We start from the raw sequence: 25,330 nt of genomic DNA on the forward strand, positions 1-25,330 counted from the left end.
TTTTAGACAAAAATTAATCAATTTATCAGAGTTTCCTCTAAACTTTTTTTGTCTCGCAAGCGATTTGCTTTGATGTGATTTGCAAACCACGGTTTATTCCGCTAAACGTTCAATGACCCACTGTTTGACTATCGGATAATTGACTTTTCCCGTACTGAGTAACGGTAAAGTTTTCATATAAAATATCTGTCGCGGCAACCCGAGCTCAGGCAATCCGTTGGTTCGGTAAAAATTAGATAACTGATAACGAGTTGCTTGTTCATATTCGGTGACTAAAATTAAATATTCACCTTTTTTTGAGTCCGGTAGATTGATTAACCCATGCTGACAATGCGGCCATAATTCATAAATAGCATTTTCTAATCCAGCTAAAGACAGCATTTCTCCACCAATTTTAGCAAAACGTTTCGCACGATCGATAATCTGTAAATAACCGTCATCTAGACAAACGATATCACCGGTGTCATGCCAACCACCGGGCAACGGAATCAGTTTCCCCGGCGCGTCACTACTTAAATAACCGTACATCACATTTGGACCGGAAATAAATAAACGTCCCCCTCTTTGCAACGACGATACTTTTTTAATTTTATAACGAATTCCCGGTAAAAAATGGCCCACCGTGCCTGGTTTATTGCGCATCGGGGTATTACAACTGATGACCGGTGAAGCCTCGGTCACCCCATACCCTTCAAAAATTCGTAATCCAAATTTTTCCATCCATAGGACTCTGGTTTTTTCCTTAAGTTTTTCACCCCCAGCAAACACATAACGAATACTGTAAAAATCATAAGGATGTGCAAACTGCCCATAACTGGCAAGAAAGGTATCGGTTCCAAAGGTAATGGTGGCATTACAATCGTAAATCGCATTGGGCACCTTGCGATAGTGCAACGGTGAAGGATAAAGAAATGTTTTGATCCCGTGTAATACTGGTAAAATCACACCTGCGGTTAAACCAAATGCGTGAAATAACGGCAAGGCAGTAAATACAATATCTTTTTTATTGAAATCTAACTGAGTAAGCATTTGCGCTAAGTTAGCCTGAATATTTTCATGACTTAATACCACACCTTTGGGCGTTCCTTCCGAACCGGAAGTAAATAAAACCACCGCCGGATCACTTGGATGAAGTCGTTTTTTTGTTTTTTGATAATAAATACTGGGCCAGTAACGCCCAATCATTGCCAAGAACTTTTCCCATCCGTGAATCGTTTGCTTAATCTCCTCAAGATAAAGCAATTCAATGCCTCGTTCACGCAATAACTCGGTATAATCCAATAAATTGGCCTGCTCAATAAATTGATGCGAGGTCAACACACAGCGAATCTGTGCTAAGTGGCACGCCGCGCCGACTTGTGCGGAGCCGGCTGCGTAATTCAGTAAAGCCGGAACACGACCATAGGCTTGTAATGCAAAAAAAACGGTGAGTGTTCCCACCGCTGTCGGTAATAAAAGGCCGATAATCTCTTGAAAATCACTCGCCTGCTCAATCGTTCTCTTTAAACTAAAACATCTTGTGATTAATTGATCGTAACTTATCGGCGTACGTTGAATGTCTTCTAGAATTTTAGTCGAACCGCGATGCAAAACTCGTGCCTCAATCAGTGACTCAAACAGCGTTTTTTGATAATCGGTGCTTAAAAACAACATCTCAACCATCACTTCATACAGTTGCTTCCCCAGCTGTTGTCGGCGAAGACGGTTGGGTAAGGTGGAGTCCACTGAGAACGGTCGCGGAGGCAAAATCGTTAAACTGATTTTTGGAAAAAAGCGAATACGGACTTTTCCGCGTAATCGAGAAAAAGGAGTATATTGCGCACCTTGGATACGGATCGGTAATAATAATGCTTTAGCATGATCGGCAACTAAACCCGGTCCTTCATAAATTTTCATTAATGTACCGGTCGTCGTAATCCGACCCTCTGGGAAAACACACTTTCCTGTTTCCTTCACCCGATGAATCAGGGTTTTTAGCGCTAAAGGATTGGTGGGATCAAGCTCAAACACATCGGCAAAATAGAGAAACGGTTTTATCCACCAAGTTTTCGCGGTAAAGCGATTAATGGCAAATAAAAGAGTATCCGGTAAAAAGGCATACAATAACACTACATCCAAAAATGAGGTATGGTTTGCGACAATTACCACACGATCGCCAGCAAGTTTATAATTTTTCAGTCCCTTACATTGCACATCGTACGCACTCCTGAGTAGAAAGCGTAATAAGGGTTTAAGCAAACTTTCTGGAATAAGAAAAAAAGCGATTCCAGCTAAACCCAGGGTAGCAATACCTAAAAATAAGAAAAATTGAAGGAGCGTGACGTTCAGTTTTAATAATCCGAGGAGAAGAACCGCCGCAATGACGATAAAAAGTGAATTGATAATATTATTTGCCGCAATCGCGCGGGCACGATATTCTAGTCGCGTTTCGAGCTGAATAAATGTATAAAGCGGAACAATATAAATACCTCCACTCAAAGCAATACCGATTAAATCCCAACAAATTCGTGAATGCGCAACAAACTTTAAAAAGAGACTCAAATCCGCTTGGGTACTTAATCTTTGACTGGGGATCGATTGCGCTGCAAAATAAAAATCAACTAAAAAAAGACCCATTAACAACAGACTCAACGGAACCCAACGCATTCCCCGTTGTTTTTTAAAAAGGCAACAAAATAGCGCGCCCAAGGCAATACCAATGATAAAAATAACTAACAACAACGGAGTCTGCATTGGACCGACGCCGAGAAAATCTTTTGTCAGGTTGGGCAACTGGGTTAAAAAAACCGACCCAACTAACCAAAACCAAGAAATACCGATAATTGCTCGAAACACTTTTTTTTCTTGCCGAACGTGTTGCACTACTTGAAAAGTAGACTGTAATATATTGCGATTAATATTAAATGCAGGTCCTTTTTGTGGTGTGGGCGGGATAAAAATACTCGCTAATAGCCCAATAAAGGCTAATAAACCCATGGCCAAACTAATCCACAAAACAAAGTCTTTTTGAAAAACTAAAAAACCACCCCACAATGTACCGAGCAAAATGGCAATAAATGTACCGGATTCAACCAGCGCATTGCCGACAAATAATTCATCTTTTTTTAATAATTCAGGTAAAATTGCATATTTAATCGGCCCAAAAAAAAGTAGAATGAACTCCCATCAAATAACGTGCTTAATAATAAAAATAACTGATGTTGATAAAAACCCACTATAGCGATCAAGACCAGAAAAAGTTCGACTTTTATTGACTTGATCCGCTATTTCACCGGCGAACGCAGAAAAAAAGACAAAAGGTAAAATAAACAGCCCCGCCGCTAACGTCACTTGCCACTGTGGGGAAGAAACGACCTGATAAAGCGTAAACTGATAGACTAGTGAGGTAATCAAGGCATTTTTTAATAAATTATCATTACACGACCCGAGGAATTGGACCGTAAAAAGCGGAAAAAAACGCTGGCTTCGCAATAACGCGAAGGGTGAGAATAAAGACATAAAATGCCCTATCAGCTCAAGTTACAAAAGGCGTTCAGTATAACATATCAAGGAAATACGACTTCATCATTACCCTTATCTATTTATTCTATATTCGTTCAATTTAAATACAGTGGTTCTACTTTTTAGGTATCGAATCCTCTTTCGTTTTGGAGAAAACGAGATTGGGATGATGTAATAAAAGACGTTATTTTATCGCTTATCTGCGCCCACATACCGTCTTAACAGTTGCTATTGAACTTCAGGGCGCGTATTATGCGTACCGCTTTTGGCTCAATCTATTTTGTATGAAATTAGTACTAGACTTGAGTCATTTATTTGTGTAACTTTGCTTTGCATATACGGGGTATAGCGCAGTCTGGTAGCGCACCTGCTTTGGGAGCAGGGTGTCGGGGGTTCAAATCCCTCTACCCCGACCAAGATTATTGTGCCTTGTGTTCACCGTATTGATTGACGCGCAGTCATCTCGAAAAACGGCTTCGTATCTAAACAATATTGTGTGAAAATGTCTGCGGGATAGGCGCCTGTAGCTCATCTGGATAGAGCATCGGCCTTCTAAGCCGAGGGTAGCAGGTTCGAATCCTGCCAGGCGCGCCAATTTGATTGGTCATGATTCCTGTTTATGGTGGACGTAGCTCAGTTGGTAGAGCCCTGGATTGTGATTCCAGTTGTCGCGGGTTCGAATCCCGTCGTTCACCCCAGTTTACTTGACGACATCGCCGTCTAATCAGGATATAAACATAGCCTGCTTTAAGTATTCAAACTTTTTCTCGATAAAACTATTATTCTCCGATAAAAAATGTAATCACTTTTTTGTATTTAACAGCACGTGATCAATCAAACCTGAATTTCTGAACCTGTATCTCTATATATTTCCATATAAAAATTAATTAATTGCTTTTTCATAATAGAAGTAATTTTATTACGTTAAACAAAATGCCTCAATAATTTTAAATTAATGTAACATGATCTATCTTCGTGATAAAAAGCAGCGGATGAGTGTTTAGATGTAGCAATTGATTGGCTATTCTCTTCATCTATTTGATAAAATGAGGCGCGTAAAATAGAGATCAATTTCGTAATCAATCCAATGCCTGTAAACTAAAAATAAATGTATGTCACTCTATCCTTGAGCCAATATTAAAGAATTAATCTTCGATCACTTTTTGAAAACGTTGTTCTCTTTTACGTTTGATTTTATTTTCTATCTTTGTCTCCAAAACATCTTCATTCAAAAAATTGAACGTTTAACTTATGTCCAAGGAAGTATATCACGTGAGAAAAATCACTATTTTGAAAATGTTACTTTACCAGCGCTCACACAGGCTACTTTTCCTTATTGATATCTCTCTATATTTTAAAAAAATAGCCTGTGAACATTTATTAGTAGTTAGATTGAGAAAAACCTAACTGAATATTCCTCGCCGAATTACTCTCTAATTTTTGATTATTATCCATATTTAATACTTTTTTATTAAAAAATTCACTGCCAAGTACTGTTTTATTTAAATCATGTTTTTCGACAATATCTGATTTATCATCATGATAAGAATCTGAATCCTGTATCGAGTCAAAAGAAGACTCTACTTCAATAGAGTTATCATTTAAAATCTTATCAAGATATTTTTTAATAAAATTTCTTTGTTCAGGAGCTGCATCATAATATTCGCTCGAATTCAACCATTTCAAAATATTTGCTTGCTGTTTACAGCAATTATTTGCATCGATAAAGTCGATAATAATTGAATTAAGTTGTTCTTTATTAGGCAAATTATTATTTTTTTCATAGAGCATTCCGATTTGACATAAAATATCGGCAAAGTTTTGAATATTTTCTTCTTTTTCTAAATTTTTTATACAGTCCTGATACTGATTTAGTACTCTCCTGAGGTTATTATACCTAATAATATTTACGAATTTTCTCTTCCAGTTTCCTATTATATCACTGAAAATCGTAAATAAACTTTGGTTCTGAATTAGAATTTATCTTTTTCTCAATCAACGATTCAGCGGTATTTGATGAAAGATTAATACTTGTTTTTTGTTGGCTATCATTTTCAGCATATGATTTAGCTATCTTTCTATCGCCGCCCTCATAAAATTTATCTATAAATGCATTAACATATGTTTTTTTATATAACTTACATTTCTCATCATTATTCAATGATTTATAATTAGGATCGTCTAAACAAGCGAAAACAATATCGTTCTTATTTTTTTTGAAATTTCATTATGCGCTTTGATTAGATTCTTCTCCAAACAACTTAAATCTTGAGGACTTAAACTTAATATTTCTTCTAATCTCGTCTCACAAAATAATTTGTGTTTGTCTAGAACACAGATAATATTAACTATTTTCTCAGGGAACTCATGTTGAAAAATAATATTTATAAACTTTTCCTTACTTAAAGCGCGTTTTTCAAACAAATCATCCAATTTGTAATAAAAAAACAAGTATAAAGCATTTAATCTAAATTTAGGGTTATCTGATTTAATAATCTCACCATAACATTTCCTTGTGAATTTATTTCCTTTCTCATAAACAAGCTTATCAAGGTAAGCTAGTACTATTAGAATCTTATCTACATTTAAATCATTTGATTTAATTTTTTTTATTTCTTTAATAACAGAAGGCAAATTACTCTCTTCATCGTTTTTTATTAGTTAAATTTTCTTTAAATATATTTACAATGATTTTAATTAATACGTTATCTAAAGAATAAACTAAGTGATCTATGTCAAAATAAATATCTTGTTCTGGCATTATCAAACCTTTATTTATAATAAGCAATAAACAGGAAGCACTTGTAATTGATACAGAATTAGCTCTAAATATCTTATTACAAGGAATAAAGTTATAAAATTGAAATATTCATAATAAGATTGTCTTATTTCAAGAAAAAGAATTTTATCTTCTTATTATTAACAAAAACTTAAATTTATATTATATTGTTTATTTAATAATAAAAATTAATTATAGAAAGGTAGGTAAATCAATTGTTTGTCTTCTTACTTGATACGCTACATTAATATTTTATTTTATCTTCATTAAAGAATGATTTAGTTATTTGTCTTCAAATTTTTATAAAGAAAAAAATATTAGAATTTAATATTAAAAACCAATCGGTAAGATACAAAATATCACTGTAAATAATAGTTTAAAAGATGAAAATAAATAAAATAATAAATCTATTTATATTGATTAATTAATTTGAATAGTGTGCTTGATTTATTAATACGTCCTACTTGATAAAAATTACCTAATTTTATGTTAGATACCTTAATTCACTTTACAAACGATAACGGCAAACAATTAAGCCACTCTTGATAAGCAAATTGCTATCTATACCTCCATAAAAATATGTTTCTCATAAACACTCTTACTCCAATAATAGACAGAAAAAAGAAGCCGATTTGATATAAAAAACTCAAGCTGAAGAAAAGATTACCTAGAGAAAATCACTAATTCATTATTATGATTTTTGTCTATAGAATAACATATGTCGATAAAATACTTTTAAAGTATTTTATAAAGTATTCATTGAAAAAGAGAATCAATATGCAAAAATAAAAGTAAAGCACTTGACGTAATATTGCATATATGTACAATTGTGTTATTGCCAAATATAATCCGCCTTAATATGTAAACACGCTTTGAACGATTTGATTATTTGACTGGAGGGAAAAATGCGTAGTGCGAAGTTAAGTCATCACTTTCTAAAAAGTATCTATTCATTACACCTCATCTATTTAAAAATATCTCGACTATACATCATTGCATCCGAATAATTGTTCATTTTCCAAATAAATAGAGCGTAATAACTCCTGACCACCGAGCCATTACTTTATAAGAAAATAAGATTATGCCAAGTTCTTTTAAAATACTTACCAAAAAACTTAACAAGAAAAGTAGATTACAAATTCAATTTATGTCCCTGTTAAGTCGTGACTATTTAAAATTTTTACAAGTGAATCATCCGACTCCCAAACAAATCGCGGTGATGGAAAACTTAATTTTTCGTCGCTATATCCATGATCTCTATGTAATCCAAGATCCCTTGTCGATTATCAGAAGGCTATAATATCCAAACGACTGCTGAATTACTCGATATCAGTCATAGAACCGTAGAACGCTACCGCATGGTAATTAATCAAAAACTAAACTGCAGAAATATTATTCAATCGATAAAGAAAGCACTTGAAAAAGGAATTATTCGATAACAAACAAAAAATTGTGGCGGTTTTTCGCCATGGCTTTTCTTCGGTAGAAATATTCACTTTATGGATTTTATCATCAAATTTAAGAAAAATAGCCCTGATTTTGTGCTAATTTTGGCGGTTTTCTCACACTTACTTTAATTATTTTAATTCTTCATAATGTAAAAAAACAACAGGGCCTATTATGAATAGAAAAAATAATCTTATTTTATTAATTGAAGACAATCAGATATGCCAAAAAGTCACGAAAAGACAACTCGAACTTTTAGGCTATTCGGTTGAAGTGGTTGATGCCGCAAAACCCGGTATTGCTCTGATTAAAAGAAAAGTTTATAGCGTTATTATCACTGATCTTTCTTTACCGGATCTCTCCGGCGAAGAAGTGATTAAAGCGGTACGCAGTAGTCAATTATCTCGCTTCACACCATTAATTATGCATACTGCACAAGAAACTTTTAATGAAAAACAATATTACTTAGAGTTAGGGGTTGATGTGTTTTTAACTAAACCTGTTTCTTCAGAAAATCTTAAAAAATCCATACAAGAAACGATCAAGAAATATAAACTAAAAACAGAGTAATCGATCAGTACGCTAGCCCCTTGAGAAAGCTTGCTTTATCTTTGAATAAAGATTTAAAAAAGTCACCCGACAGGGGCAAGGTTCTAAAAATAAGGAGAATATATTCCAGCGTAGTTTCTTTGAATGGATAATAGAAAACTTAGCGTAAGAATGTAGAATAATTCACATGGGACTCGTTAATAAAATAAGTCCACCCATTCTCTATTGCCCTGCGTGCAATCTCTAATTTAGAACGACATTGCAACTTCCTTTTTAGATCGCGAATAATTGAACGAATGGTTGAAACCGATAATTTCAAAAAAGACGCCGTTTGTGAATCAGTAAAAGCATGTAAAATACATTTAAAAACTTGTAGTTCGCGCTTACTAAGTTTTTTTTCACCAAACGCTTCGCCCAAATATAACTGCTGCTCATCTTCACTAAAATAGCCTTCTTTCTTGGTCACAACATAGCTGTCCATCCGAATTGCTGAACCTAAAATTCCTATTAAATTATCTTGATCATCGCGCAAACCGGTTTTCGTAATTAAAAAATTATGGATACCGTCTACAACTTTTACTGTTTCTAAGTAATTAAACTTAGAACTTCCAGAAATAATTCTTATATCGGCTTGCCTAAATCCGTCTGCACCACAATCTTTCCAAATAAGATCATAATCTGTTTTTCCAAGTATTTCTTGAGGAGAATCACAACCGGCATTCTGTATCTCAACTTCATTCACACTTGTATAACGAAAATGTAAATCCTTTTCAAAAAAACAATGCCTATTTGGTTCATCGCTTTTAAAATATCCTGCTCCATGGTTTACGTGTCTCCTTTTTTTACTATTTAAATACACAAACCGCCAGGTAGCTCATTTAGAACATAGTATAGCGCATACGCTAAAATAAATTAAGTTGGGGATTAACAAAAAATTTATTAATTAAAAGATTAAATACTCAAATACTCTAAACTAAATGTATTATCCCACTTAGCAATCGACTGTCAACGTAAGAATATCCTTATAAACACCGACTCGAATATATTGTGCGGCGAGAATTTTAACAAAAACAAGGTACGTTTTTGGATTATTTCCTTGAATAATTGGATAATCATCATTCACAACATTTGTTCCAACGCTTCCATTTCCCCAAATAAATTGATATGCGCTATCTGTATAGAGATTATATCGTAATTGCCTGGAACCTAAAACCATCGCTCGACTTGAAAAATGACTTCGTCCGGTATTTAATGAAATCGTATAACTGACTTGGCCGCTGTTTGATCCATACAATTTACTGTAATCTTCCCCAACCCCGTAGTCGCTTCAGTTGAGAAAGGGCTATAATTACCAAAATTAACTGGCATTAATTCAACCAAACAAGAACAATTTTTACCTCTACACAACGCATAACTCAATTCAAAAGTAACCAAGCATCCTGTTCCAATCAGGATTCTTAGAATTAAATTAACCCATCTTTTCGAATTTTTTCGCGAGTATTCCTCTCTCTGACATCGATTAGAGTCAAATTTTCTCTTAAATGGATAGGCTCGATCATTTGAATCATTAAAAAATTGATTCGAGGAAACGCTATGATGAATCGTTTTCATTTTTAAATATGGTATAGAACTTCTCCGAGCTCGATAAGTGGATCGGTTGTGTTCGGTATCATCGCCTCAAACGTACAGGTTTCGGTCTTAGTTTGAACTTGTCCATGAATCGTTTTTGTGGTCATATTTTAATGTCCTGGAAAGCGTCGCCGCGAAAGCATTTTGTAGAATCAACACGAAGCAGATCCCCAATACAATACTGGCGCGATAAAACATAATACCCCCTCTGTTATCTTTTTTTTACTATGTTTAGGTTTAAGCGCTCCCTGCCTTGATTTATGAATCACTTCACTTTAAAAGATAGAAGGATAAAGGTAGCGAAGCAAGATAAAAAAATATCCTAAACCCTGCCAACGACCCCTTTTATAGTGTTTTTTTAGGCAATTTTCGGTATGCTTTTTGGTTGAAGCGTGATAACAAGCTCACTCGCCTTAAATAGCTTAAAAAGCGCGCATCTCTTTGCTTGCACGACTGCGTTCACTAAATTTTGATTCTCTAAAAAAGGCTTCTAGCGATGGAACATAGTCAAAATATGAAGACACCCTCTTTTTCTCACCGACTGATTCAACTCACCCATCTCGGCCTATTGCAAATTAGCGGCGCGCGCGCTGCCGAGTTTTTGCAAGGTCAAGTTAGCTGTGATGTTCGCGAAGTCAATGCGACACAAAGTCGTCTAGGCCTGCGTTGCGATGTGAAAGGGCGAGTCCAAGCCTCATTTCGTTTGTTTTATGTGGAAGGAACCTTTTATGCCTTATTACCACGTACCATGGTTGCTGTTTTGCAAAATAGCTTACAGAAATATGCTGTGTTTTCATCGGTTAAATTAAAAGATGTGAGTCAGGATTGGCAATTTAATGGATTGATCTATGCAAACAACATGGATCCATCACCGTCTCCTTGGTTCACGCCTGCCAATACCGTGCAAGCCGATTCCTCTCGCTTCATGTTAAGAGTATTCGGTAAAGAACCGCGGGTGATTGACATAACTCCGTACGCAAATCCGTCTCCTTTTACAGAACAAGATGACACGAAAGCCACGCTTGAAGAATGGCTCCTCCACGATATTCGTGCAGGTCTGGCAATCATTTACCCTGAAACGGTTGGGCATTATACGCCCCAACAATTAAATTACACGACCCTCGGTGCGGTAAGTTTTAATAAAGGCTGTTATCTTGGACAAGAAATCATTGCACGCACCCATTATTTAGGGAAAGCAAAATATGGGCTTTACCACGCATCGTTTACAACCGATCACGCCCCACTGACCACACCCGGAACCGTCATTCAGAATGAACACGCCAACGTTCAAGGTGCCTTAATCCAGTGCGCTCACCCTCCCTCAAGAACGTATGAAGCGCTGGTTTGTTTGCAAAATAGCGCTATTTCCCATACTCTCTTCCTAGGTCATGGGCACGGTCCTCGCTTAACGCTCCTCCAATGACCTTACTTTTTCATTTAAGCAGGTGAATTTTATGCGACGTCATTTTACTAAAAAAATAACACGATTCTTGCTCGTTTTAAGCTTAGTGGGTTTAAGCCTACCTAGCGGGGCGGAAAGAAAATACCGTAGCGAACCCAAATTCTCCCTCCACACAACCATCACCCAACGCATTGCCTAACTCATCGAGTAACTTATCTGAATTGACTACAGGACAAAGCAAAGCGCTTGACTTCGCCCGACAAGCGGGCGTTATTGCGGGCATGGCGCAAGCGTGTAACCAAAACACGAGTGTGTTTAACCAACGTGTTCTCATTGCCTTACAAAAACTCGCAGCTAACCCGACGGAGCTCGCTGGCGCAATATTGATTTTATCAGCAAGTCACGAAAAAATCACAGGTGATCGCTTGCCGTCAAGTCCTCGACGATTATCGTCAATTACCGATTCTCCAAGCCGATTATCAACACAATGTGATTGATCAATTAACACCTTAAAGACGCTGAAGATCTTATTCAGCTTGCTCTTTTTGCTTACCGTGAGTTTCTCTGATAAACAATAAAAGAATCAGGGAAAGCAGGATATAAATCGGCACAACACTGAGCGCATAATGATAATCGGCCACCGAAAAAGTCTGGGTGATCACCACTCCCTCGTGACGGCTATCCAGTAAGCGGCCAATTAAGGGTTCCGTTAATGCGCTAAAAATCACATCACCCGTATTAATCAACGCCATCACCGTCGCAGCCACAACGAGTTTATTTAATTCTCGGCCCAACACAAAACCAAGCATAAAGGCGCCGGTACTAAAACCAAAAATAAATAATAATCCAGCGAGCAGCCACAGTGGTAATTGGGGAACATAAATCACCCAGCTAATACTGAGCAAAGCGATAAAACCACTGATGATCATAATACGCCGTCGATACCCTAAACAATCAGAAAGCAATCCTAATAAGGGGCTCCCTAAGCCCAATCCTAAAAAAAATAAGGGAAATAAATGAGGCCGCATGAGTTTGATTTAAATGGTACGCTTCTTTGAGAAAAGGAATGCTCCACAATCCAGCAAACGCATCAATGGGTGAAAACACTAAGCCACTGTATAAGGTAATTAACCAATTTTGTTTACTTGATAACACGGCCCAAATATCAGACCAAGAAAAGGGTGTGGCGGACTGATCACGTACTGCATTGAGCGTCTGCTTCGGGCCATCCCGAACCAGCGAATAAAACAATATCGCCAAAATTAAACCGATAACCGAACAAATCCATAAACTTTTCCGCCAACCTACAGATTGCACCAATAAGGATAAGGGTGTTTGTCCAGCAATCGCACCCAACATTGCAGCGGACACTAAAAAACCACTCACAAACGCAAATTGTTCGGGCTTAAACCATAAACTGACCATTTTCATATAGCTGACGGTTGCAAACGCGGCGCCCACCCCCATCAATGCCCGAGCACCCATCGCTGGCAATAAACTCCCCGCATTCGAAAAATAGTACGTTCCCACCGCACAACAAAGTAAAGCCGCCGTTGTTAATAAACGGGGGCTATATTTATCAAGTAAAACACCCACAAAAAGCTGAGTAATGAGAAACGAATAAAAAAAAGTAGCCGCTAAATTTCCAAACCCTGCGCCATTAATATGAAAAGCATGTATGAGATCATCGGCCATAATACTTGGCGAAACTTGCAAAACATATTTATAAAAAAGAAAAAAAGACGATAAGGTGATAACGAGCCAGGGATAAAAACGGTGCGCTGTAAAATCATTGTTCTGTAAACGCATAATAAAAAAAACCTTGTTTTAAAAAGATTGTTTTATCAAAAAAGATAATAAAATAACTCATAATTTTCAGTATTTATACCATTTTACACACGCGACGGCTATTTTTTTATTCGACTGGATAGACAGGCCCTAGATATTGAAAATAGGATTTATTGAAAACCAGTGAAATCAAATGGGTACAATCACTTGTTTTTACTAAAAGATTTATTTTTTTTAGAATTTTAATTTTTTTAAATTCAACAATTGCTTTGCGTCGAGACGCCGCCAAATCAACCGTCGGTGCCGGATAAACCCCTTGTCGAACTAAAAGTGGCGCGCGGTGGTGTGGATCATGGATGGCCCAATTATCGAATGCTTGTAATTCTGGACAGTAACGCCGAATAAATGTCCCTTGTGGATCAAAACGTTCACTTTGTAAAACCGGATTAAACACACGAAAATACGGTACGGCATCATCCCCCATTATTCGCGGCTAAATCACCATCGATTAAATGTTGTATAAAATAGGCTTCGCCTAAACGCCAATCTAAAAATAAATTTTTGGTCAAAAACATTTTTGATCCGAACCCCAAGGTAATTGATCGGTTTCCAATCGATACGGTTGATGTTTGGATAGCCGAGGGAAAGCCACTAATAAATGTTTATAAAATTCGCGCCAAATCAACTCATTCATCCAAGCCAATGCGCCGGGATCGCCGCCATCGATTCGCCCCTGATTCGCAGCCAACGCCGCCAAGAAACATCGGACGTGGTGAAATCATTCCTGTACTTAAGTAAGGAGAAAGTTGATGTTGATGGTATTGTTCCAAATGATGGGTTAAGAAATAGTTAAGACGGCGGAGCGCTTCGTCCTCACCGGCTAGCCACTGAATCGGCGATGAAAACTTATCCATGACGGGCACACGATGCGAGGTCAAGGACCAATGACTTTGTTTTTTCGGTAAGGGATACGGGGTATGCAAACCTCTGCGCATGAATTGATTTTGCCAAGCCTTTTTAAAAGGCGTAAACACCGCAAAAGGTTCGTCACTTTTCGTTAATACGGTTCCAGGTGGGAGGATCACTGTATCATCGTAACTTTCCCAAGCACAATCCTGTTGCCCTAACCAGTCTACCACCGCTTGATCTCGTTTTTGTTCATTGACTTCATACTGTCGATTAAAAAATAATTTTTTTAATCGATGCTTTACCATCAACGTACTAATTTTTTTGGAATTTCTTGGGTTGTTTTTACCGTCTCAATGTGTAAAGCAATGCCTTTTTTCTGCAAATTTTGGCTAAGTATTTGTAATCCAGCTAATAAAAATTGGATACGACAATGTGCCATCTGGTGCTGCCGCCAAGCGTGCGGATCAATAATATATAACGCAAGTAGACCACCGTCACACTCTTTGGCCGCATGATAAAGCGCGGTATGATCATGTATTCTTAAATCTTCACGAAACCAAACTAATCCTTTCATTCTCTGTTATTTCCTTGCGGAGAGTATTTTATTCATTTAAATAATCCTCGCTTTTGTATAAAAAGCGCTAAAAATGATTAAATTTAAGGCAAGCATTTTATCAGTATACTAATTTAAGTATTGAAGATACCGTTGATTCAAAGGGAGTGACATCAATAAAAAAATACGGGCTATTCCTAGGAATAGCCAGCCAAGCTTTGCTTAAACATATCAAGTGCCAATACAGTTTATGAATCCATAAAAACTTATACTAGCAAACTTAATTACAAAAGACAACTATCTGTAAAAAAATCGATTACATTTATCAAGAAACACGTGATACGTGGCCGTAAAAAACGATTTACTCAAACGATAAGACAACGCGCACATTGCAAAAATAATAAGAAAAAATACTGTCAAGTTATGTAAACAACGCAACGTGCTCGCCTCAAAAAGGAGTACATACAAATGACTCATAAAACTAAATCGTAACGTTTAATAACATTATTTGAATACATTTTGACAGACAAACATCAAAATTTTTTATGGGCACAGCAACGCTTGGACAAGCCATATCCAGTATGACTAAACATTGTGCACCAATAACTCGCTGTATTAATCAAAATATTGTTTTAGAAAGGTCAGTAATACCTCTGTAACCCGCTGAGGTTATTCCTGATTGCTGATATGCCCAGCATCATGGGTGCAATTTAAAATCTTGGCCATGTGTTCCCCTTTACTGGGTGGACGCGATTTATCTTTTTCGCCTGTAATAACTAAAGAAGGAACGTTTATTTTTGTAAGAAAGGGCAAACGATTGGGCCTCCCAAAAATAAGGCGCCCCAAGGGGGCAATACTACGACGCAATCTATCTGCTGTAAGGTTTATGAGATGGTCACGCAAATGTTGAGCTCGCTCTACTGAATCTTCCTGAGCATAAAACTGGCTCACAATATAATCCAAACGCTCTGGTGAAATGGATCCCTTTTGTTCCATTAAATCAAGCAAACTAACATATGACTATCCGTGCCCCCCATAAGTCCGGTACAAGTACCCGGTAATGTTGCGCTAAACTATCAAGTTGTGGTTACCACATCTTATGATCAAAAAGATAGCTATGGCCTAATAGAAGCGGAAATCCAGCCCCCCTTATCGATATAAAATAATTTGTTTTTTTGTCTCATCTTATACCTGATTATGTCCTATTATTTATTATCTTATCGATGCGAGCAAAACAATATAATAAATTCTATAGTGTCTCTACTCAAACTTCTAATAATAAAATAAATTTTTTATTTTATTATTAACTCAATATCTGTAGTTTACTCTAAATCATTTCTCTCAAGTAATTACGCTGATTTAATTCTTCACCTGTATTTAGCCGATAAAGTGGCCGAGATACTAAGCTAAACATATTAAAAATCTGACTTACTAAAAATAGTAGACAAAATAAATTCATTTATCCACGATACGATAATTTTTTAGCCATTTGATGATGAATAGGCTACACTTATCGTATTCGTTCTTGTCCTTTTTGATTTTCTGTCTTGGGATTGCAGCTAGCCTAAAATGAATAAATATAAACTGATTATCTTTGATTTTGATGGCACATTATTTGCCACCCATGATGCGATTTTATTTGCGATCAAAGCCGCGTATGAACAATTGGGCAAACCATTACCTGATTATGCTTTTGCTAACCAAACCATTCGTGCAGGACTCGGCATGGAAAACAGTTTACGCATATTAAGTCCTGACTCGTCCGAGGAAGAAATTAAACAATTGAATCAAACTTATGAAGCCATTTATGTTCCCAAGTCGGCGCTAAAAAAAGTCACCCCTTTCCCGGTGTCTATCTCCTCTTAAAAACGCTTAAATCCGCAGGTCTTATGTTAACGATTGTGAGCAACAAAGCCGTTGCGGCGATTCATGCGGCATTAAAACATTTTAGACTGAGTACATTTGTCTCGATCGTCGTCGGTGATATCCCAACCTTACGCAAAAAGCCGGATCCAATGGCTTACAATGAGTTTATTCAACCGCAGTTTCCATTGATACCACCACAAGAAATACTTATGGTAGGTGATACGCCCGCTGACTTAGGTTTTGCGCACGCAATCGGTGCAGATTCCTGCTGGGTACAATATGGTTATGGAGATCCAGTACGTTGCCGTGCATTACACCCAAGAATTAATCGATTTACAGCCATTACTTTTAGAATAAGCTTACAGCACATTCTTATTTTTTATCTATCAGGGATTCGATTTGCGCTTCTAAGCGCGATATCCGACCGGCAAGCGGCGCCCAAGTCCGCTGCACACTTTCAACCAATATCTTGGTTTTTATTTCCGGTTCAATATTAACTTCATCGCCTACCGCTTTTTTACCTAAGTGGGTTACACGTAATGTTTCAGGAATAAGATGGACCGTAAAACTATTTTTATCGATATCCACTTCACCGACGGTCAAACTTGAACCATCAATGGCAATAAACCCTTTTTCATAAGTAAAGGAAAGACAACGTGCCGAGCATTCTATCATTAATGTCAGATGATACGGATGTGGCTTGCGTTCAATAATACGCCCTCTCTCAATCTCCCCAACGCATACTTCGTTCTAAGCTAACCTGTCTTCCGATTGCCAGCGTATTCAATGTCGTTTTTTGCAAAGACTGACACACCCCATCGACAGAAACACTGGCACCGATTTGGATATTCTTGACAAAATTCGGAGTACACAAGACCCGATAAGATAACACTTCTAAGTGTTTAGAAAGCGCCACAATCGGAAAAATACCTTGTGTAATTCCCGTAAACATAATTTAAGCCGTCTCGAGCCATTTATCTAACAATTGCCGATGTTTTAACACAGCGCCTTTATTTTCCACAACAAATTTTTTCGCCTTATCACCCATCTCTTGACGTCGTGCAGAGTCAGAAAGCAAGGCGATCACATTTTCAGCTAATTGTGCAGCATTCTCTATTTTTATTTCACCACCACGTGCCAATAATTGCTCAGTAATCAGCAAGAAATTAAACGTATGCGGTCCCGTTAAGATAGGCACACCGACTGCAGCCGGTTCCAATGGATTTTGCCCACCTCGTTCAACTAAACTACCCCCGACAAAAGCCAAATCGGATGCCGCATAAAAAGTTAATAACTCACCCATCGTATCACCCAAGAACACATCGGTTTCCACTGTGCAAGGTTGATGATCGCTGCGCTTCAAAGTTTGATAGCCTTGACGTTGATAAAGTGCTTCGAGACGAGGCACTCGATCAACATGTCGGGGAACTGAAACCAACAGAACACGACGACCCAGTTTCGCGCGCACCTGAGTAAATGCCTCGATAATTTGCTCTTCTTCACCTTCATGCGTGCTCGCGGCAATCCATACCCATCGTTCTTCGCCCCATAAGGCACGAAGCATTTGCGCTTTTTCTGCTAATTGTTCAGGTAACTCTAGGTCAAATTTGATACTTCCGGTAACGTGCGCCCGCTCAGCAGGCAAACCTAAGGCAATAAATCGATTCGCATCTTCTTGCGTTTGCGCAATCACTTGTCCTAACCCAGACAACATTTCTTGCGTGACCGATAAAATACGATGATACCCTAATGCGGATCGCGCGGATAATCGGGCATTGGCAACAACCACTGGAACATTTCTCTGCTGTGCTTCGGCCAACAAATTTGGCCAGAGTTCAGTTTCCATCAAAATAATCAGCCGTGGTTGTAAGGCTTGGAAAAATTTTTTGAGTGCACAAGGTACATCATACGGCGCATACAACTGGTGAACCTGGTCACCTAACGCGGCCTGAATACGTTCAGCCCCACCGATGGTTTCGCCCGTGACCACAATTGGGATTTGTGGATAACCCTGTTTTAATTGTTTAATTAACGGAACCGCAGCGATAGACTCACCGACGGAAACCGCATGCAGCCAAATACACTGCGTTGGCGTCGGCCGTAAACCCAGGCCGAGACGCTCGTGCCAATGTTGCAAAGCCGCTGGTTTTTTACGGTTTTTGATCCATAAGCGTAACAAAATAACAGGAAGGAGGAGATAAAAAACGACTGTATAAAAGTACCGCATGCTTAATTTATTTATACTTAAAATTATATGGTCTTTGATTCTAACGCGCACGTTACTTTATGACAAGATTATATCCTGTTAATCTTAATCAAATTTTTTGGGGTTAGGTTTTTTCTCATGAATATTTGGGGCAAAGTCATCGGTGGTTTTTTTGGGATCTTATTGGCCGGTCCATTGGGGTTAATACTGGGTCTATTTATTGGCCATCTATTTGATAAAGGACTCAGCAATAATCAAAGTTGGTCTTTTTTGAAACAAAATACCAGTGCGGCACAACAAGCCTTTTTTAACAGTACTTTTTTAGTCATGGGGCATTTAGCCAAGCTCGATGGTCGCATATCAGAAAATGAAATTAAATTAGCGCGCCAAGTCATGCGCCGCTTAGGCTTAAACGAAACCATGCGCTATAAAGCGATCGAGTTATTTAATCAAGGGAAACTGCCTTCTTTTAACTTAGAACAAACACTCCGTGGACTGGTAAGTACATGTCAGCGGAACCAAGTATTATTAAAATTTTTTATTGAAATCCAAATACAAACGGTCTTAGCCGAACAACCCATTAGCCGAGAAAAACAACGTGCGTTAGGCCAGATTTGTCAATCACTTGGTTTTTCTCCCCCGGATTTTACTATATTTGAGCATTTGTTCAATTTTGAACAGTCTTTCCGTCAGAATTACCATTCGCAACAAAATAGAGGGTATCAACACGCTTCCCGGCCATCGTCCTCCCTGCATCTTCGGGAGGCGTATGCTATCTTGGGTATTACAGAGAGTGCAACGCCTGCGGAAATAAAAAAAGCCTATCGTAAACAAATGAGCCAACATCATCCCGATAAATTACTGGCAAAAGGCCTCCCTGAAGAAATGATTAAAATGGCCACAGAAAAAACTCAAAATATTAAAGCCGCTTACGAGTGTATTTGCTCGGCAAAGGGGATCTAAATGACAAAAAAACTCATTTCTGCTTCGATTTTGTCCGCTGACTTCGGTTGTTTAGCACAAGATGCGGCCGCCGTACTTAACGCCGGGGCCGATTGGTTACATGTCGATGTCATGGATAATCATTATGTACCCAATTTGACGTTTGGCCCATTCGTTTGTGAGGCACTGCATCGCCACCTGCCCACTGCTTTTTTAGACATTCATCTGATGGTACAGCCAGTTTCTGATTTAATCCAACGCTTTGCCCAAGCCGGCGCACACCAAATCAGTTTTCATCCGGAGGCCAGTCGGGCGGTCAAAACGGATTTACAAACGATTCGTCAATTCGGCTGCAAAGCGGGTTTAGCGATTAATCCTGCTACACCACTGAGTATCGTCGAGGATAACTGGCCAAATCTCGATTTTTTACTCCTGATGTCAGTTCACCCTGGTTTTGCTGCACAGCGTTTTCTTCCCGAAGTCTTGTCGAAGATTTCTGCAGCAAAACAATATATCAAACAAAAAAATATCCTATCCAGATCGGAGTCGATGGTGGCGTTAACCAAGAAACGATTGCACACGTCGCGCAGGCTGGGGCCGATGTGTTGATTATTGGTTCTGCACTTTTTAAATCACAATCTTATTCGAATACAGTCAAGCAGTTTCGCGCTGCCTTGGCACAAGGGGGATATTAATATGCGTTTTGTTACGCTCACTCTACTGATTCTTTTTTTAAGCAGTTGTGCAACAACTGAGGGTTACCGTCGCCAAATCAATCAATGGCAAGGACAATCGATTAATAATTTAATTCGGCAATGGGGCGTCCCGGATTCGGCGATAAAAATGAATAATGGTCATCGCCTTTATCAGTACACTAAAAAAACCGTGATGACCGTCCCATATACAATCAACTCACCGTTTTATAACGATCCATTTGGCGTGTTTCCATTTTATAGTCGGCCGTGGTTCTCAACCCAATTACAAGTGCTGTACTGCCGTAACCTGTTTGAAACCGATGCGCGGGGCCGTATTCTTTCTATCCACTTTAGAGGAAATAATTGTCTTGCCTAGAACGGTAATTAGCTATTTTAAATAAACACAAACATTATTAGTATATCCTTAGATAATAATAATTAAGGAAACAACTATGCTATTTTTGCCAGCTGTAATGTGCGTTTTATTATTGAGTGGGTGCGCAACCACTGCGGGGTATGAAAAAAAATCAACGCTTGGCCCGGTCAACCGGCTGATCAGCTGGTCAAACATTGGGGAAAACCCGACTTTATCTTGATCCTCAAAAATGGCCATAAAGAATATCAATACTTAACCGATCAAACCGTAACCGTTCCGCTGCAGAATCCTGACCCCTTTGCTGATCATCTTGCCTCTTTGAATAAAGCGCTTAATCGTCGGAATGATTCCCTAGCTCCCAAAAACGATTATTGGAGAAACGACTCGGTTAGCCCGTCCTTTTTACTTTCTCGTGCACAAAATCGCGAAACCATCCAAAAAACACTTTATTGCCATACTTTTTTTGAAATTGGCCCAAACGGGGCGTATTATTTCAGTTCACTTTAACGGTAATCATTGTCTTGCTTAATTTTTATCCTTCTTATCGTGCGCTAACAATAATACGGCCCAAACCACCACAGCGGGGGGAGTTTCCTCGTTTATTAAATTCGTTTTTATTATTTTTATTATTTAAATGGAGTTAAATAACAATAAATGCGCAATCATTCCGCTTCGATGATTAAGTATACGTGCTGCGCTTTGGTATTGTTTTTTTCAGGCGCAGCTTCCTCTCGTCAAGCCACAATCTTGTCAGACACATCCCTTGCCAAAGCGTTAGGCTGGGTGGCCAATGGGCAAGGAATTTGTGGTGGCTATTATAAAAATCCACTCCAAGCCTATACTCGAATTCCCTTATTGGATTTTAATGCTGCGACCACGCAGATTCATGCGCAACAAACACATTTATCTTTTTTTGGAACATCGCAGTTCAGTGGTCATGTCACCATTGAACAGCCAGGCCGTTCTCTCTTGGCTAATGAAGTGTATTTTTACCGTGATGCCAAAACCGGGAAAATTACGAATATGGATTTACTGGGTAATATTCGCATTGAAGAGCCCAACTTATTGCTGCAAATGCAGCAAGCACATTTTGCACTCGATACTCAGACTGGTCAGCTCACACAAATTCTTTATCGTATTTTATTACGCAATACGCATATCCATCTCGGCAATAACCAACAAATGCCGGTCTATGCTTGGGGAACAGCGAGTCGCGCTGAACAAACGGCGCAAGGTTTACTGATTTTACGCGATACAAGTTACTCAACCTGTGTACCCGTTCATCCGTTTTGGCAAGTCACAGCAAAAAAAATTGTTTTAGACCGTAATAAAGGTCGCGGCAAAGCGTATGGTGCGTGGCTGCGTTTTCGAGACACGCCAATCCTCTATACACCTTACCTTGGTTTTCCGATTGACGATCGCCGTGAATCTGGTTTTTTATTTCCGAACATCACAATGACCTCGCAATCTGGATGGCAGCTGGGTGTCCCCTACTATTGGAATCTCGCTCCGAATTACGATGTTCTATTTACACCGGTTTTTTTAGAAAAACGCGGCTTACAACTCAATACACATTTTCGTTACTTAACACCGTACCGACGAGGAACCATACATTTAAGTTATTTACCTTACGATCGAGAAGCGGTGGCTTGGGCACAAAATAACGTACAGTTATATTCAAATCTTCCTAAAAAAAATCGGCTCATGTTTTCTTGGCAAGAAAATCATACTTGGTCCTCACGCTGGCATAGCTCAATTGATGTTAACTGGGTCGGTGATGATTACTATCTGGCTGATTTTAATCAACCCTCAACGATCGCAATTAATCAACTGGCCCAACATGCCGAAGTCGAGTATCAAGATGATTTTTGGGATTTTAAAATCCGTATTTTACGTTATCAAACCCTCCATCCCGAAAATCAAGCACAAGTCAGTAATCCGTATAATAGTCTTCCAGAAATCACGCTCAACAGTCGAGAAATGACGTTTCACGGCTTCCATTATCAGTTGAATAATCAACTGACCTATTTTCAACGCGTCCAGGATCCTGGGCAAACGACCGTATCGCCGCGTGGATTTCGTCTTCATTTAACTCCTTCGATCAGTTATCCATTTATCAACGAGGCAGGTTACTTTATCCCGCGTTTACAACTTGATTTAACACAATATCAAATTGCCGAACAAGTCGGAGGATTAGAAAAAAGTATTCAACGTATTTTGCCGATCTTAAACTTCGATACAGGCTTAAATTTTGATCGCATCTTACACGCCTCTCATGGAACCTATCGCCAAACATTGGAACCGCGCCTCTTTTATTTATATGTTCCCTACCGTGATCAAAGCAATATCCCTCTTTTTGATAGCGCACTCATCCCGTTTAGTTACGATAGTTTGTTTCTCACCAATCGTTTCAGTGGTGCCGATCGCCTCGGCGATGCAAATCAGCTTAGCCTGGCGCTCAGCACACGTTTACTCGACGAATTAACTGGCGCAGAGAAACTAAGAGCCAGTATCGGGGTCATTTACTATTTTGTAAATCGGCGGGTCAGTCTCAATGATCCACTCAACGTGGCAGAGCAAAACACCGATTGGTTTGCCAATCCGTCCTATGTCGTCGGCGCAACCTCACCGACCACCACGTTCTCACCGATTGCCGGGCAACTCAATTATAATTTTGCACCGCAATGGAGTACCACGGCAGATATCGCTTGGGATCCAGCGAGTCATTCTGTCGTGAATGCCGCACTGAACTTACAATATCATCCTACACCGCTGCAGGTTTTTAATTTAAATTATGGGCATATTCGCTTTGGTGACCCTTATGTCAGTACCCCTCCGACCCCACCTGATAGCCATAAGAACAATTTTAATCGCCTGGGCTTTTCATTTGCCACTCCACTAAAAAATCGCTGGAGCACCGTCGGTGGCTGGAATTACAATATCAGTCATCGATCTGCACAAAGTTTTTTTGCCGGGTTACAATACGATAGCTGCTGTTGGGCGTTTCGCATTGTCACTGGGCGCACTTTTTATGCGCTCAATCAAGAGGGCGGCCCCATTTTCAGCAATGTTATTTATTTTCAATGGCAACTTAAAGGCTTGAGTACCGTGGGCATCAGTGATATAACCGATTTTCTAACTCAAAATATTCCTGGTTATCAGGATGACTTTCAATCAGGAAGTAATTTTTTATAGTAACTATTATGCGTCGTTTTAGGATTTTTTTTACGATCGTTTTCATATTGAGTAGTTTCGTGGCGAACCTCGCTGCACAAGCGGCGGAACAAACGCTAGATCGCATCGTGGCGGTGGTCAATCAACACGTCATTACCGCACAGCAATTACAAGAAGAATTTGAAATTGCACAACAAACGTTACATGCACAAAATAAACCGCTTCCTTCAGAATCTACAATTAAAAAAAGAGTACTGGATACAACTGATTGATGTCGAATTACAACGTCAATTGGCAGAAAAAGCCAAAATTCAAATTGACGAGGCTGCGTTAGACAAAGCGATTAGTGAAATTGCCACACAGAATCATCTGAGCGTTGACGAATTACACCAGCATCTCGAGCATGATCACGTTCCCTATGCAAAATATCGTCATAAAATACGCGAACAATTGGCCATCAGTCGTTTACAACAAAGTGAAGTGGGCGCAAAAATTACGATTACTCCACAAGAAATTACCGATAAACTTGAACATCAAGCACAATGGGTGGCCCCCGATAATACACGTTATCAGGTAGAAGATTTTTTAATTGCGCTCCCGGATTATCCCTCAGCCGACACTCAGCAAGCTGGGAAAGAAATTGCCTTGCGTTTAAAAAAACAACTTGCAGCCGGAAAAGTCGCTGAAGAGGCAGTGAATCAAACACGAAATCAAACCTTCCCCCTCTCTTGGAATGATTTGGGTTGGCGAACGATGAATGAATTACCGGATCTATTTCAATCGACGATCGCTAAGCTCAAACCAGGACAAATCGCTGGACCCACTCGAGCGGCAAATGGTTTTCACCTTCTTCATTTAGTCGCCATTCAGAAGGCACCGGATCAAGTCCCTCGTTCGATCGATTTCGTTCATCTACGGCACATTCTTATTAAAGTCTCACCGTTACTGTCCGATGCGCAAGCAGAACAACGTTTAAAAGAATTACGCGCGGAGATTTTACGTGGCGCCTCTTTTGCTGAACTGGCCCGTAAATATTCACAGGATCCCGGATCCGCTGCGCAAGGAGGCGATCTGGGATGGCGATATCCGAATTCGTTTGTTCCTGCATTCGAAGCACAAGTGAAAAAACTGGGTCTGAATCAAATTAGCCTACCGTTTAAAACCCAATTTGGTTGGCATATTGTCGAAGTCCTTGCACGAAAACAAAAAACTAGATCGTCTGCGTGAACAAGCGACTCAACTGATTTATCGAAAAAAATTCGAGCAAGGTTTAAAAGACTGGTTACGAACACTCCGTCAACAGTCCTATATCAAAATTATGCTTTAATCGTTTCTACAATAAAAATAATAAACAACGACTTTTTTGCTTGACACTCAACATTGCTTAAAGAGCAGCTTATTTTTAAATAAGTTAGCCGTTCTTTAGGGACTTGAAATCCATCACATTCATTTTTTTATTTACACACTCCGCTATACGATCAATCGGATACTTAAAATAAAGCAAACCATTCACTT

29 protein-coding genes, 3 tRNA genes and 3 pseudogenes are annotated in these 25,330 nt (G+C 38.8%); 16 read left to right on the forward strand and 19 right to left on the reverse strand.

Features of this window, described 5'->3' with window-relative positions:
- Positions 1-93: 93 nt before the first annotated feature.
- A complete protein-coding gene (locus tag S3O_RS13895) occupies positions 94-3,156 on the reverse strand; it encodes an MFS transporter (RefSeq protein ID WP_328264345.1) in 3,063 nt (1,020 codons plus the stop codon).
- A gap of 9 nt (positions 3,157-3,165) precedes the next feature.
- On the reverse strand, positions 3,166-3,498 hold the full coding sequence (locus S3O_RS15445) for a hypothetical protein (protein ID WP_050816839.1): 333 nt from the start codon (positions 3,496-3,498) through the stop codon (positions 3,166-3,168).
- 342 nt (positions 3,499-3,840) lie between these two features.
- On the opposite strand from S3O_RS15445, the gene S3O_RS0104920 reads away from it, so the two are divergent.
- The 3 genes from S3O_RS0104920 (at position 3,841) to S3O_RS0104930 (ending at position 4,199) form a co-directional block, all read left to right on the forward strand.
- Positions 3,841-3,917: transfer RNA gene (locus S3O_RS0104920), tRNA-Pro, on the forward strand.
- Between the two features lie 101 nt (positions 3,918-4,018).
- A tRNA-Arg gene (locus tag S3O_RS0104925) sits at positions 4,019-4,095 on the forward strand.
- A gap of 28 nt (positions 4,096-4,123) precedes the next feature.
- Positions 4,124-4,199 (forward strand) — tRNA-His (locus S3O_RS0104930).
- Positions 4,200-4,881: 682 nt separating this feature from the next.
- Here the strand turns inward: S3O_RS0104930 and S3O_RS0104940 are convergent.
- The 3 genes from S3O_RS0104940 to S3O_RS0104950 form a co-directional block, all read right to left on the reverse strand.
- Positions 4,882-5,292, reverse strand: a complete 411-nt coding sequence (locus S3O_RS0104940) for a hypothetical protein (protein WP_010597968.1) — start codon at positions 5,290-5,292, stop codon at positions 4,882-4,884.
- Positions 5,293-5,440: 148 nt separating this feature from the next.
- Entirely contained in the window at positions 5,441-5,662 is a 222-nt protein-coding gene (locus S3O_RS0104945; RefSeq protein WP_010597969.1) for a hypothetical protein, read from the reverse strand.
- A gap of 20 nt (positions 5,663-5,682) precedes the next feature.
- Complete coding sequence (locus tag S3O_RS0104950; RefSeq protein ID WP_010597970.1) at positions 5,683-6,135, reverse strand: hypothetical protein; 453 nt, start codon at positions 6,133-6,135, stop codon at positions 5,683-5,685.
- Between the two features lie 1,226 nt (positions 6,136-7,361).
- Here S3O_RS0104950 and S3O_RS0104960 point away from each other — a divergent pair.
- From S3O_RS0104960 to S3O_RS0104965, 3 genes are all read left to right on the forward strand, one after another.
- The gene (locus S3O_RS0104960) at positions 7,362-7,580 is read left to right on the forward strand and encodes a hypothetical protein (protein WP_010597971.1); all 219 of its coding nucleotides are present in this window, start codon (positions 7,362-7,364) and stop codon (positions 7,578-7,580) included.
- Between the two features lie 28 nt (positions 7,581-7,608).
- Positions 7,609-7,719: a helix-turn-helix domain-containing protein gene (locus S3O_RS20395; RefSeq protein WP_408005662.1), complete on the forward strand. Its 111-nt coding sequence runs from the start codon at positions 7,609-7,611 to the stop codon at positions 7,717-7,719.
- A 181-nt stretch (positions 7,720-7,900) separates the two neighbouring features.
- Positions 7,901-8,296, forward strand: a complete 396-nt coding sequence (locus S3O_RS0104965; RefSeq protein ID WP_010597972.1) for a response regulator — start codon at positions 7,901-7,903, stop codon at positions 8,294-8,296.
- A 139-nt stretch (positions 8,297-8,435) separates the two neighbouring features.
- Here the strand turns inward: S3O_RS0104965 and S3O_RS0104970 are convergent, their stop codons facing one another.
- The 3 genes from S3O_RS0104970 to S3O_RS19605 form a co-directional block, all read right to left on the reverse strand.
- Complete coding sequence (locus tag S3O_RS0104970; RefSeq protein WP_010597973.1) at positions 8,436-9,134, reverse strand: LuxR C-terminal-related transcriptional regulator; 699 nt, start codon at positions 9,132-9,134, stop codon at positions 8,436-8,438.
- Between the two features lie 132 nt (positions 9,135-9,266).
- Positions 9,267-9,569, reverse strand: coding sequence for a spore coat protein U domain-containing protein (locus tag S3O_RS0104975; RefSeq protein ID WP_010597974.1), 303 nt, complete (start codon positions 9,567-9,569; stop codon positions 9,267-9,269).
- 319 nt (positions 9,570-9,888) lie between these two features.
- The gene (locus S3O_RS19605) at positions 9,889-10,011 is read right to left on the reverse strand and encodes a hypothetical protein (protein WP_268869417.1); all 123 of its coding nucleotides are present in this window, start codon (positions 10,009-10,011) and stop codon (positions 9,889-9,891) included.
- 389 nt (positions 10,012-10,400) lie between these two features.
- Here S3O_RS19605 and ygfZ point away from each other — a divergent pair, with 389 nt between their 5' ends.
- Entirely contained in the window at positions 10,401-11,327 is a 927-nt protein-coding gene (gene ygfZ / locus S3O_RS0104980) for a CAF17-like 4Fe-4S cluster assembly/insertion protein YgfZ (protein WP_010597975.1), read from the forward strand.
- A 97-nt stretch (positions 11,328-11,424) separates the two neighbouring features.
- On the opposite strand, the gene S3O_RS17240 is transcribed toward ygfZ, so the two are convergent.
- From S3O_RS17240 to S3O_RS0105020, 8 genes and pseudogenes are all read right to left on the reverse strand, one after another.
- Entirely contained in the window at positions 11,425-11,613 is a 189-nt protein-coding gene (locus tag S3O_RS17240; protein WP_192805886.1) for a hypothetical protein, read from the reverse strand.
- 220 nt (positions 11,614-11,833) lie between these two features.
- Entirely contained in the window at positions 11,834-12,271 is a 438-nt protein-coding gene (locus tag S3O_RS18815) for a hypothetical protein (RefSeq protein ID WP_010597977.1), read from the reverse strand.
- The gene (locus S3O_RS13900) at positions 12,261-13,115 is read right to left on the reverse strand and encodes an MFS transporter (protein WP_010597978.1); all 855 of its coding nucleotides are present in this window, start codon (positions 13,113-13,115) and stop codon (positions 12,261-12,263) included. Before S3O_RS13900 ends, S3O_RS18815 begins: the two co-directional genes overlap by 11 nt.
- 106 nt (positions 13,116-13,221) lie before the next feature.
- Positions 13,222-13,669 (reverse strand): annotated as a pseudogene (locus tag S3O_RS18820) (FAD-binding domain-containing protein).
- Positions 13,660-13,788 (reverse strand): FAD-binding domain-containing protein, encoded by a 129-nt coding sequence (locus S3O_RS19610; protein ID WP_010597981.1) that lies wholly within the window; start codon positions 13,786-13,788, stop codon positions 13,660-13,662. Before S3O_RS19610 ends, S3O_RS18820 begins: the two are co-directional and overlap by 10 nt.
- Entirely contained in the window at positions 13,781-14,308 is a 528-nt protein-coding gene (locus S3O_RS0105010; protein WP_010597982.1) for a deoxyribodipyrimidine photo-lyase, read from the reverse strand. The genes S3O_RS19610 and S3O_RS0105010 overlap by 8 nt, the downstream gene beginning before the upstream one ends.
- The gene (locus tag S3O_RS0105015) at positions 14,308-14,577 is read right to left on the reverse strand and encodes a deoxyribodipyrimidine photo-lyase (protein WP_010597983.1); all 270 of its coding nucleotides are present in this window, start codon (positions 14,575-14,577) and stop codon (positions 14,308-14,310) included. The genes S3O_RS0105010 and S3O_RS0105015 overlap by 1 nt, the downstream gene beginning before the upstream one ends.
- 648 nt (positions 14,578-15,225) lie before the next feature.
- Entirely contained in the window at positions 15,226-15,564 is a 339-nt protein-coding gene (locus tag S3O_RS0105020; protein ID WP_010597984.1) for an alpha/beta fold hydrolase, read from the reverse strand.
- A gap of 18 nt (positions 15,565-15,582) precedes the next feature.
- Between S3O_RS0105020 and S3O_RS19615 the strand changes: the two genes are divergently transcribed.
- On the forward strand, positions 15,583-15,717 hold the full coding sequence (locus S3O_RS19615; protein WP_268869419.1) for a hypothetical protein: 135 nt from the start codon (positions 15,583-15,585) through the stop codon (positions 15,715-15,717).
- A gap of 408 nt (positions 15,718-16,125) precedes the next feature.
- Positions 16,126-16,673 (forward strand): annotated as a pseudogene (locus S3O_RS20400) (HAD family hydrolase); the annotation flags it as partial.
- A 121-nt stretch (positions 16,674-16,794) separates the two neighbouring features.
- Here S3O_RS20400 and S3O_RS18825 read toward each other — a convergent pair.
- Genes S3O_RS18825 through waaA form a run of 3 tightly spaced genes read right to left on the reverse strand, consistent with a single transcriptional unit; the run spans position 16,795 to position 18,649 of the window.
- Positions 16,795-17,151 carry a riboflavin synthase gene (locus S3O_RS18825; RefSeq protein WP_328264348.1) on the reverse strand — a complete coding sequence of 119 codons (357 nt, stop codon included), beginning with the start codon at positions 17,149-17,151 and terminating at the stop codon, positions 16,795-16,797.
- A complete protein-coding gene (locus S3O_RS0105035; protein ID WP_010597988.1) occupies positions 17,147-17,374 on the reverse strand; it encodes a riboflavin synthase family protein in 228 nt (75 codons plus the stop codon). Before S3O_RS0105035 ends, S3O_RS18825 begins: the two co-directional genes overlap by 5 nt.
- Before the next feature lie 3 nt (positions 17,375-17,377).
- Positions 17,378-18,649, reverse strand: a complete 1,272-nt coding sequence (gene waaA, locus S3O_RS0105040) for a lipid IV(A) 3-deoxy-D-manno-octulosonic acid transferase (protein ID WP_010597989.1) — start codon at positions 18,647-18,649, stop codon at positions 17,378-17,380.
- 117 nt (positions 18,650-18,766) lie between these two features.
- Between waaA and djlA the strand changes: the two genes are divergently transcribed.
- The 7 genes and pseudogenes from djlA (at position 18,767) to S3O_RS0105080 (ending at position 25,042) form a co-directional block, all read left to right on the forward strand.
- Positions 18,767-19,591, forward strand: a complete 825-nt coding sequence (gene djlA, locus S3O_RS0105045) for a co-chaperone DjlA (protein WP_010597990.1) — start codon at positions 18,767-18,769, stop codon at positions 19,589-19,591.
- Positions 19,592-20,139: pseudogene (rpe, locus tag S3O_RS11525) on the forward strand (ribulose-phosphate 3-epimerase); the annotation flags it as partial.
- Positions 20,140-20,266: 127 nt separating this feature from the next.
- The gene (locus S3O_RS0105055; protein ID WP_010597992.1) at positions 20,267-20,641 is read left to right on the forward strand and encodes a hypothetical protein; all 375 of its coding nucleotides are present in this window, start codon (positions 20,267-20,269) and stop codon (positions 20,639-20,641) included.
- A 216-nt stretch (positions 20,642-20,857) separates the two neighbouring features.
- Positions 20,858-21,148 (forward strand): hypothetical protein, encoded by a 291-nt coding sequence (locus S3O_RS0105065; protein ID WP_010597993.1) that lies wholly within the window; start codon positions 20,858-20,860, stop codon positions 21,146-21,148.
- A 147-nt stretch (positions 21,149-21,295) separates the two neighbouring features.
- On the forward strand, positions 21,296-23,836 hold the full coding sequence (locus S3O_RS0105070) for an LPS-assembly protein LptD (RefSeq protein ID WP_010597994.1): 2,541 nt from the start codon (positions 21,296-21,298) through the stop codon (positions 23,834-23,836).
- A gap of 59 nt (positions 23,837-23,895) precedes the next feature.
- Entirely contained in the window at positions 23,896-24,087 is a 192-nt protein-coding gene (locus tag S3O_RS0105075; RefSeq protein ID WP_192805888.1) for a SurA N-terminal domain-containing protein, read from the forward strand.
- Positions 24,020-25,042: a peptidylprolyl isomerase gene (locus tag S3O_RS0105080; RefSeq protein WP_083827655.1), complete on the forward strand. Its 1,023-nt coding sequence runs from the start codon at positions 24,020-24,022 to the stop codon at positions 25,040-25,042. The genes S3O_RS0105075 and S3O_RS0105080 overlap by 68 nt, the downstream gene beginning before the upstream one ends.
- Positions 25,043-25,330 lie beyond the last annotated feature (288 nt).

The organism is Rickettsiella massiliensis 20B, from assembly GCF_000257395.1.
GTDB lineage: Bacteria > Pseudomonadota > Gammaproteobacteria > Diplorickettsiales > Diplorickettsiaceae > Diplorickettsia > Diplorickettsia massiliensis.